Genomic DNA, 10,244 nt, shown 5'->3' on the forward strand with positions numbered 1-10,244 from the left:
GGCAGCGCCGCCCGGCCTCGTCCCGGCACCCGGCCGCGCGCACCATCCGCCTCGGCAGCCCGCGCCCGAGGCTGCGCATGGTGAGCCTCGCGCTGACCCTGGTGATGATCGCCTTCGTCGTACGGCTGCTTCAGGTGCAGGCCGTCGACGCGAGTGAGTACGCCGCCAAGGCCGACCGGAACCGGTACGTCGGCCGGGTGCTGGCCGCCGAGCGGGGCGGGATCACCGACCGCAACGGCGTCGCGCTGGCGATCAGCGCCGACGCCAACGACATCACGGCCGACCCGACGATGTTCACGCGCGAGCAGTTGAGGATCGACGACGGACCCGAGCAGGCGGCCGCGCTCCTCGCGCCGATCCTCGGCGCGGACCAGGAGACGCTCACCGAGAAGCTGAGCACCGAGAACACGCGCTACGTGCTCCTCGCCCGCCGCCAGACCCCCCAGGTCTGGAACCAGATCAGCGACCTGAAGTCCGCGCTCGTCCAGCGGGCCGAGGACGAGAAGGGCACGGTCAACGTCCTGGCCGGCGTCTTCCAGGAGCCCAGCAGCAAGCGCGTGTACCCCAACGGCGACCTCGCCGCCGGGATACTGGGCTGGGTCAACGCCGAGGGCAAGGGCGGAGGCGGTGTCGAGCAGCAGTTGAACAACCGTCTGGCAGGCAAGGACGGCAAGATCCGCTACGCCCAGTCCGGCGGCCGTCTCGTGCCCACCGCGGGCTCCACCGAGACCCCCGCCGTCGCCGGCTCCGACGTCGAGCTGACCATCGACCGCGACATCCAGTGGGCCGCGCAGAACGCCATCACCGAGCAGGTGAAGAAGTCCAAGGCCGACCGCGGCTACGTGATAGTGCAGGACACCCGCACCGGCGAGGTCCTCGCCATGGCCAACTCGCCCGGCTTCGACCCGAACGACCTCACGAAGGCGAACCCGGACGCGCTGGGCAACGCGGCCCTCCAGGACGCCTTCGAGCCCGGCTCCACCGCCAAGGTCATGTCGATGGCCGCCGTGCTGGAGGAGAACGTCGCGACGCCGGGCACGCACGTCACCGTGCCCAACCGGCTGCACCGCGGCGACCGGCTCTTCAAGGACGACATCGACCACCCGACCTGGTACCTGACGCTCAACGGCGTCCTCGCCAAGTCCAGCAACATCGGGACCATCCTCGCCACCGGCGAACTCGGCAGGAACCAGCGCGAGTCCAACAAGATCCTCTACTCGTACCTGCGCAAGTTCGGCATCGGCGGCTACACGGGCCTCGACTTCCCCGGCGAGACCAAGGGCATCCTCGCCGCGCCCGGCGACTGGTCGACCTCGCAGCAGTACACGATCCCTTTCGGCCAGGGCGTGTCGATGAACGCCATGCAGGCGGCCTCCGTCTACTCGACGATCGCCAACGGCGGCGTACGCGTCGAACCGACCCTCGTACGGGGCACCAAGGGGCCGGACGGCCGCTTCACCCCCGCTCAGAAGCCCGAGAAGACCCGGGTCGTGAGCGAGAAGACGGCGAAGGCACTCGCCCGGATGCTGGAGTCCGTCGTGGACGACGAGGAGGGCACGGGCACCAAGGCGCGTATCCCCGGCTACCGGGTCGCGGGCAAGACGGGTACGGCCAACCGCGTGGATCCGGCCACCGGCAGATACCGCGGCTACACCTCGTCGTTCGCCGGGTTCGCGCCCGCCGACAACCCGAGGATCACCGTCTACTGCGCGATCCAGAACGCCACCACGGGCAACTACTTCGGCGGCCAGATCTGTGGACCCATCTACAAGGAGGTCATGGAGTTCGCCCTGAAGACCCTCCAGGTCCCGCCCACCGGGGCGAAGCCCGCCAACCTGCCCGTCGCCTTCACGCCCTGACCCGCCTCCTGACCCCCTCCTGATCACCCGCCGATCAGCGCAACCAGCCAGGAACCGACTCGTGACCATGATCACTCCCGACCCCGGGAACCACGCCTCACAGCCCCGCTCGCACAAACCCTCGCCCACCCGTCTGCCACCACCACCCGTGCCGGACCGCGCTCCGGGCGGGCTCCTCTTTAGCTCCGGCGGGGGTGCGCCCGGTACGCTCACCGCCGTGCCACACGCTGATCAGTCCCAAACCACCCAGAAGGACGTTCCCGTGACATATCCGGGACCGCCCAGGCCGATCCAGGTCTCCGCCACACCCCTCGCGGAGCTCGCCGGCCAGGTGGGTGCCGAGCAGTCGGGGAGCGCCGCGCAGGTCACGGGCATCACCCATGACTCGCGGGCCGTCCGTCCCGGCGACGTGTACGCCGCCCTGCCCGGTGCCCGTCTGCACGGCGCCGACTTCGTGGACCAGGCGGTCGGCCTCGGCGCCGTCGCCGTGCTCACCGACCCGAGCGGCGCCGAGCGCGTCGCCGCCGCCGGGCTCCCCGCGCTCGTCGTGGAGAACCCGCGCGCGCGGATGGGCGAGCTGGCGGCCACGATCTACGGTCACCCGGGCCGTGACCTGCTCCAGATCGGCATCACCGGCACCTCCGGCAAGACCACCACCGCGTACCTCATCGAAGGCGGTCTGCGGACCGTGCGCTCCACGGGGCTCATCGGCACGGTCGAGATGCGGATCGGCGACGAGCGCATCAAGTCCGAGCGGACCACCCCCGAGGCCACCGACCTCCAGGCCCTGTTCGCGGTCATGCGCGAACGCGGTGTCGACTCGGTCGTCATGGAGGTGTCCAGCCACGCGCTGGTCCTCGGCCGGGTCGACGGGTGCGTCTTCGACGTGGCGGTCTTCAACAACCTCAGCCCGGAACACATGGAGTTCCACTCCGGCATGGAGGACTACTTCCAGGCCAAGGCGCGGCTCTTCACACCGGAACGCAGCAGGCTCGGCGTCGTCAACCTCGACGACGCGTACGGCCGCCGCCTCGTCGACGAAGCCACGGTCCCGGTCGTCACCTTCTCCGCCGAGGGGCACCCGGACGCCGACTGGCGCGCCGAGGACGTCCAGGTCGGGCCGATGGACTCGACGTTCACGGTGGTCGGGCCCAAGGGCGAGCGGATCACCGCCAGGTCGCCGCTGCCGGGCGCCTTCAACGTCGCCAACACCCTGGCGGCCGTCGCCGCGCTGGCCGTCGCCGGGATCGACCCGCAGACCGCCGCCGACGGCATCGCCGCCGTACCGGGTGTCCCGGGCCGACTGGAGCGCGTGGACGCCGGGCAGCCGTACCTCGCGGTCGTCGACTACGCCCACAAGACGGACGCCGTCGAGTCGGTCCTCAAGGCGCTGCGCAAGGTCACCGAGGGCAGCCTGCATGTCGTGCTCGGCTGTGGCGGTGACCGGGACAGGACCAAACGCGTGCCGATGGGCGCCGCCATGGCCCGGCTCTCCGACACCGCCGTACTGACCTCCGACAACCCCCGCTCCGAGGACCCCCTCGCGATCCTCGCGACCATGCTCGAGGGCGCGGCCTCCGTGCCGGCGCACGAGCGCGGCGAGGTCCTCCTCTTCGAGGACCGGGCCGCCGCGATCGCCGCGGCGGTGGCCCGCGCACAGCCGGGCGACACCGTGCTGGTCGCGGGCAAGGGCCACGAGCAGGGCCAGGACATCGCCGGCGTGGTACGTCCCTTCGACGACCGCCAGGTGCTCCGCGAAGCTATCCAGCAGACCCAGGGATGAACTTGTGATCGCCCTCTCCCTCGCCGAGATCGCAGAAGTCGTCGGCGGGCAGACGCACGACATACCGGATCCGTCGGTGCAGGTCACCGGACCGGTCGTCCGGGACTCCCGTGAAGTGGAGCCCGGCAGCCTCTTCGTCGCCTTCGCGGGCGAGCGCGTGGACGGACACGACTTCGCGGCCGCGGTCGTCGAGGCGGGTGCGGCAGCTGTGCTGGCGTCCCGTCCCGTCGGCGTGCCCGCGATCGTCGTGACCGACGTCCAGGCGGCGCTCGGCGCCCTCGCCCGGCACGTCGTCCACAGGCTCGGCACGACCCTCGTGGCCCTCACCGGCTCCGCGGGCAAGACCAGCACCAAGGACCTCGTCGCACAGGTGCTCCGGCGCAAGGCGCCGACCGTGTTCACGCCCGGCTCCCTCAACAACGAGATCGGGCTGCCCCTCACCGCGCTCAGCGCCACGGAGGAAACCCGTTTCCTGGTCCTGGAGATGGGCGCCCGGGGCGTCGGCCACATCAAGTACCTCACCGACCTGACCCCGCCGAGGATCGGCCTCGTACTGAACGTCGGCACCGCCCACATCGGCGAGTTCGGCGGCCGGGAGCAGATCGCGCAGGCCAAGGGCGAGCTGGTGGAGGCACTGCCCTCCGCGGAGGAGGGCGGCGCCGCGATCCTCAACGCCGACGACCCCCTCGTCCGGGCCATGGCGTCCCGTACGAAGGCCCGGGTGATCCTCTTCGGAGAGTCCGGCGAAGCGGACGTACGCGCCGAGAACGTGACGCTCACGGACGCCGGACAGCCCGCCTTCAGGCTTCACACACCCTCCGGTGCAAGCGATGTGACCATGCGCCTGTACGGTGAGCACCACGTGTCGAACGCGCTCGCCGCGGCCGCCGTCGCCCATGAGCTGGGCATGTCCGCAGACGAGATCGCCACCGCGCTCTCCGAGGCGGACTCCCTCTCCCGCTGGCGCATGGAGGTCACCGAGCGCCCGGACGGCGTGACGGTCGTCAACGACGCCTACAACGCGAACCCCGAGTCCATGCGAGCCGCTCTGCGCGCGCTCGCGGCGATGGGCAAGGCCGCACAGGCACGGGGGGGACGTACGTGGGCGGTGCTCGGCAAGATGGCCGAGCTCGGGGACGAATCGCTCGCCGAGCACGACGCGGTCGGACGGCTCGCCGTCCGGCTCAATGTCGGCAAGCTCGTCGCGGTCGGGGGCAGGGAAGCGTCCTGGCTGCAACTGGGCGCATATAACGAGGGTTCGTGGGGTGAGGAGTCGGTGCACGTGTCCGACGCACAGGCGGCGGTCGACCTGTTGCGCAGTCAGTTGCGCCCGGGAGACGTCGTACTCGTGAAGGCGTCCCGGTCGGTCGGGCTCGAGAGCGTGGCGCAGGCGCTGCTCGACAGCGGCAACGAGGGTGAGGTTGCCGCCCGATGATGAAGCAGATCCTGTTCGCAGGAGTCATTGGTCTCTTCCTGACCCTGGTCGGCACCCCGCTGCTGATCAAGCTGCTGGCCCGCAAGGGCTACGGTCAGTACATCCGCGACGACGGCCCGCGCACGCACGGCAGCAAGCGCGGTACGCCGACGATGGGTGGTATCGCCTTCATCCTGGCGACGATCGTCGCGTACTTCCTGGCCAAGGTGATCACGGGGCAGCCGCCGACCTTCTCCGGTCTGCTGGTGCTCGGCCTGATGGGCGGCATGGGCCTCGTCGGCTTCCTCGACGACTACATCAAGATCGTCAAGCGCCGTTCGCTCGGTCTGCGGGCCAAGGCGAAGATGGCCGGCCAGCTGATCGTCGGCATCGGTTTCGCGGTCCTCGCGCTGCAGTTCCCGGACGTCCGCGACCAGACCCCGGCCTCCACCAAGATCTCCTTCGTGCAGGACTTCGGCTGGACCATCGGCCCGGTGCTGTTCGTCGTCTGGGCGTTGTTCATGATCCTCGCCATGTCGAACGGCGTGAACCTGACCGACGGTCTGGACGGCCTCGCCACCGGCGCCTCCGTGCTCGTCTTCGGCGCGTACACCTTCATCGGCGTCTGGCAGTTCCAGGAGTCCTGCGCCAACACGCTGACCCTGACCAACCCGGGCGCCTGTTACGAGGTACGAGATCCACTCGACCTGGCGATCGTGGCCTCCGCGCTGATGGGTGCCTGCCTCGGCTTCCTGTGGTGGAACACCTCGCCGGCCAAGATCTTCATGGGTGACACCGGTTCGCTGGCCCTCGGCGGCGCGCTCGCGGGTCTCGCGATCTGCTCCCGCACCGAGCTGCTGCTCGCGCTCCTCGGCGGTCTGTTCGTCCTCATCACCATGTCGGTCGTCATCCAGGTCGGCTCGTTCAAACTCACCGGCAAGCGTGTCTTCCGCATGGCCCCGCTCCAGCACCACTTCGAGCTCAAGGGCTGGTCCGAGGTTCTTGTCGTGGTCCGCTTCTGGATCATCCAGGGCATCTGCGTGATCGTCGGACTGGGCCTCTTCTACGCGGGATGGGCGGCCGACAAGTGACCGACTGGCAGGGCAAGCGCGTCACCGTCGCCGGGCTCGGCGTCTCCGGCATCCCGGCGGCCAAGGTCCTGCACGGCCTCGGCGCGGCCGTCACCGTCGTCAACGACGGCGACGACGAGCGCGCCCGGGCGCAGGCCGCAGACCTGGAGGCGCTCGGCATCACCGTGCGCCTCGGCGACGGCGCCACCCTGCCCGAGGGCACCGAACTCGTCGTCACCACCCCCGGCTGGAAGCCGGACAAGCCGCTGTTCGCGGCGGCCCGTGAGGCCGGTCTGGAGATCTGGGGAGACGTCGAACTCGCCTGGCGCCTGCGCGGCCCCGACGCCGCACCCTGGCTGGCCGTCACGGGCACCAACGGCAAGACCACGACCGTCCAGATGCTCGCCTCGATCCTGACGGCGGCGGGCCTGCGCACGGCCGCCGTCGGCAACATCGGGGTCTCGCTGCTGGACGTCGTCCTGGGCGACGAGCCGTACGACGTGCTGGCCGTCGAGTTGTCGAGCTACCAGCTCCACTGGGCGCCCTCCCTGCGCGCCCACTCCGCCGCCGTCCTCAACCTCGCCCCCGACCACCTCGACTGGCACGGCTCCATGGAGGCGTACGCCGCCGACAAGGGCCGCATCTACGAGGGCAATCGGGTCGCCTGCGTCTACAACGTGGCCGACAAGGCCACCGAGGACCTGGTACGCGAGGCGGACGTGGAGGAGGGCTGCCGGGCCGTCGGGTTCACGCTCGGCACCCCGGGGCCGTCCCAACTGGGCGTCGTGGACGGCATCCTGGTCGACCGCGCCTTCGTCGAGAACCGGCAGAAGAACGCCCAGGAACTCGCCGAGGTCGCGGACGTGAACCCGCCGGCCCCGCACAACATCGCCAACGCCCTCGCGGCCGCGGCCCTCGCACGGGCTTTCGGGGTGCCCGCCGCGGCCGTACGGGACGGGCTGCGGGCCTTCACGCCGGACGCGCACCGCATCGCCCATGTGGCCGACGTGGACGGCGTCGCGTACGTCGACGACTCCAAAGCCACCAACACGCATGCGGCGCAGGCCTCGTTGGCGGCGTACGAGTCGATCGTGTGGATCGCGGGCGGACTCGCCAAGGGCGCTACCTTCGACGAACTCGTCGCCAGTGCGGCGGGGCGGCTGCGGGGTGTCGTGCTGATCGGCGCGGATCGCGCTCTGATCCGGGAAGCGCTCGCGCGACACGCGCCCGAAGTGCCGGTCGCCGACCTCGACCGGACCGACACTGGGGCGATGCTCGCCGCCGTCCGCGCGGCGCGGACGCTGGCGCGGGCGGGTGACACGGTGCTCCTGGCGCCGGCCTGCGCGTCGATGGACATGTTCGTCAACTACAACAAGCGTGGGGACGCGTTCGCGGAGGCTGTGCGCGAACTCTCCTCCGCGGACGGCTGACCCGGCCCGGCTTCGCCTGGCGGCGCCGGGTGAGACTGGGAGGGACGCGTGACACGGATCCGGTCGGTCGGCGACGAAGGCGCCCCCGATGCCGAGTAGCCGTACGAGCCGTGCGCCCCTCCAGCGCGTCACACGGCGGCCGCCCGTCCCACGGCCGCCGCGCGAGGACCCCGTGCGGCGATTCCTCACCCGGGCGCGCAAGGCGTGGGACCGGCCGCTGACCGCGTACTACCTGATCCTCGGCGGCAGCCTGCTGATCACCGTGCTGGGGCTCGTGATGGTCTATTCGGCCTCCCAGATCACGGCGTTGCAGAAGTCGCTGCCGGGGACCTTCTTCTTCCGCAAGCAGTTCCTCGCGGCCGCGATCGGCACCGTCCTGCTGCTCGTGGCCTCGCGGATGCCGGTCAAGCTGCACCGGGCGCTGGCCTACCCGCTGCTGGCCGGCTGTGTGTTCCTGATGGCCCTGGTTCAGGTGCCCGGAATAGGGCAGTCGATCAACGGCAACCAGAACTGGATCGCCATCGGCGGCTCCTTCCAGATCCAGCCCAGCGAGTTCGGCAAGCTGGCGCTCGTGCTGTGGGGCGCCGACCTGATGGCCCGCAAGGAGGACAAACGCCTGCTGACACAGTGGAAGCACATGCTGGTGCCGCTCGTTCCGGTGGCGTTCATGATCCTCGGGCTGATCATGCTCGGCGGCGACATGGGCACCGCGATCATTCTCACGGCGATCCTGTTCGGCCTGCTGTGGCTGGCCGGGGCGCCGACGCGGCTGTTCGTGGGCGTGCTGTCCATCGCCGGGTTCATCGGGTTCGTCCTGATCAGGACCAGCGAGAACCGTATGGCCCGCCTGGCCTGCATCGGAGCCACCGAACCCCGTACGGACGGGGCCGACTGCTGGCAGGCCGTGCACGGCATCTACGCCCTCGCCTCGGGCGGAATCTTTGGCTCCGGGCTCGGTGCCAGTGTGGAAAAATGGGGCCAACTCCCGGAAGCGCACACCGACTTCATCTTCGCCGTCACCGGTGAGGAACTGGGCCTCGCGGGGACGCTGTCGGTGCTCGCCCTCTTCGCGGCTCTAGGCTATGCGGGTATCCGCGTGGCCGGACGCACGGAGGACCCCTTCGTCAGGTATGCCGCGGGAGGCGTGACCACCTGGATCACCGCTCAGGCAGTGATCAACATCGGTGCGGTGCTCGGTCTGCTGCCGATCGCCGGAGTCCCGCTCCCGCTGTTCTCCTACGGAGGTTCCGCCCTGCTGCCGACCATGTTCGCCATCGGGCTGTTGATCGCGTTCGCGCGCGACGAGCCCGCTGCGCGGGCGGCGCTCGCCATGCGGCAACCCCGCTTTGGTAGAAAGCGTGGCGGTGGCCCTTCGGGGCCCAGGAGATGGAACACGATGCGACGGCGTGCCTCGGCACGTTCGTCCGGAGAGCGGTGAATTTCGGTGCATGTCGTACTCGCCGGTGGCGGAACCGCCGGTCACATCGAGCCCGCGCTCGCCCTCGCGGACGCCCTGCGCAGGCAGGACCCGACCGTGGGCATCACGGCACTGGGCACGGAGCGCGGCCTCGAGACGCGCCTCGTCCCCGAGCGCGGCTACGAACTCGCGCTGATCCCCGCCGTACCCCTGCCACGCAAGCCCACCCCCGAGCTGATCACCGTGCCCGGCCGGCTGCGCGGCACGATCAAGGCGACCGAGCAGATCCTGGAGCGCACCAAGGCGGACGCCGTCGTCGGCTTCGGCGGCTATGTCGCCCTGCCCGGCTACCTCGCCGCCAAGCGCCTCGGTGTGCCGATCATCGTGCACGAGGCCAACGCGCGCCCCGGTCTCGCCAACAAGATCGGCTCCCGCTATGCGGCCCAGGTCGCCGTCTCCACCCCGGACAGCAAGCTCCGTGACGCCCGCTACATCGGCATCCCGCTGCGCCGCGCCATCGCCACCCTCGACCGGGCCGCCGCCCGCCCCGAGGCCCGCGCCCTGTTCGGCCTCGACCCGAACCTGCCGACCCTGCTGGTCTCCGGCGGCTCCCAGGGCGCCCGCCGCCTCAACGAGGTCGTCCAGCAGGTCGCGCCCTACCTCCAGCAGGCCGGGATCCAGATCCTGCACGCGGTCGGCCCGAAGAACGAACTGCCGCAGGTGCACCAGATGCCGGGAATGCCCCCGTACATCCCGGTACCGTATGTGGACCGGATGGACCTCGCGTACGCCGCGGCCGACATGATGCTCTGCCGCGCGGGTGCGATGACCGTCGCCGAACTCTCCGCCGTCGGGCTCCCGGCCGCCTACGTCCCGCTGCCCATCGGCAACGGCGAGCAGCGGCTGAACGCTCAGCCGGTGGTCAAGGCCGGCGGCGGACTGCTGGTCGACGACGCGGAACTGACGCCGCAGTGGGTGCAGCAGAACGTCCTGCCCGTCCTGGCGGACCCGCACCGGCTGTACGAGATGTCCCGCGCGGCCGGCGAGTTCGGTCGCCGGGACGCCGACGACCTGCTCGTCGGGATGGTGTACGAGGCGATCGCAGCCAAGCGTGGACACCGCTAGGGAGCGGATCGGCGAGTGAGCAGCCCCGGGGGCGAACCGAGCCAGGAGAGGGAGTGCGCGTGGCCGGACCGACCACCGCCGAACGCGGTGCGGACGAGGATCTGGACCCCGGCCCGCCGCCGCGGCGACGGCTTCCCGGCCCCCGG

At 70.7% G+C, this 10,244-nt stretch carries 7 protein-coding genes; all 7 read left to right on the top strand.

The window, feature by feature from the left end:
• Positions 1-1,859, top strand: a 1,859-nt coding sequence (locus AWZ10_RS20430; protein WP_060891759.1) for a peptidoglycan D,D-transpeptidase FtsI family protein, incomplete at its 5' end; no start/stop codon positions are given.
• Between the two features lie 262 nt (positions 1,860-2,121).
• Positions 2,122-3,642: a UDP-N-acetylmuramoyl-L-alanyl-D-glutamate--2,6-diaminopimelate ligase gene (locus AWZ10_RS20435; protein WP_060891760.1), complete on the top strand. Its 1,521-nt coding sequence runs from the start codon at positions 2,122-2,124 to the stop codon at positions 3,640-3,642.
• Positions 3,643-3,646: 4 nt separating this feature from the next.
• Positions 3,647-5,077 carry a UDP-N-acetylmuramoyl-tripeptide--D-alanyl-D-alanine ligase gene (locus AWZ10_RS20440; RefSeq protein WP_046703029.1) on the top strand — a complete coding sequence of 477 codons (1,431 nt, stop codon included), beginning with the start codon at positions 3,647-3,649 and terminating at the stop codon, positions 5,075-5,077.
• Positions 5,074-6,147, top strand: a complete 1,074-nt coding sequence (gene mraY / locus AWZ10_RS20445) for a phospho-N-acetylmuramoyl-pentapeptide-transferase (RefSeq protein WP_046703028.1) — start codon at positions 5,074-5,076, stop codon at positions 6,145-6,147. The genes AWZ10_RS20440 and mraY overlap by 4 nt, the downstream gene beginning before the upstream one ends.
• Positions 6,129-7,556, top strand: a complete 1,428-nt coding sequence (gene murD / locus AWZ10_RS20450) for a UDP-N-acetylmuramoyl-L-alanine--D-glutamate ligase (RefSeq protein ID WP_046703027.1) — start codon at positions 6,129-6,131, stop codon at positions 7,554-7,556. The genes mraY and murD overlap by 19 nt, the downstream gene beginning before the upstream one ends.
• An 88-nt stretch (positions 7,557-7,644) precedes the next feature.
• Positions 7,645-8,994, top strand: a complete 1,350-nt coding sequence (gene ftsW, locus AWZ10_RS20455; RefSeq protein WP_060891761.1) for a putative lipid II flippase FtsW — start codon at positions 7,645-7,647, stop codon at positions 8,992-8,994.
• A gap of 6 nt (positions 8,995-9,000) precedes the next feature.
• On the top strand, positions 9,001-10,098 hold the full coding sequence (murG, locus tag AWZ10_RS20460) for an undecaprenyldiphospho-muramoylpentapeptide beta-N-acetylglucosaminyltransferase (RefSeq protein WP_046703025.1): 1,098 nt from the start codon (positions 9,001-9,003) through the stop codon (positions 10,096-10,098).
• Positions 10,099-10,244: the final 146 nt, after the last annotated feature.

The sequence above is a fragment of the Streptomyces europaeiscabiei genome, assembly GCF_001550375.1.
In the GTDB taxonomy this organism is placed as follows: Bacteria; Actinomycetota; Actinomycetes; order Streptomycetales; family Streptomycetaceae; genus Streptomyces; species Streptomyces europaeiscabiei.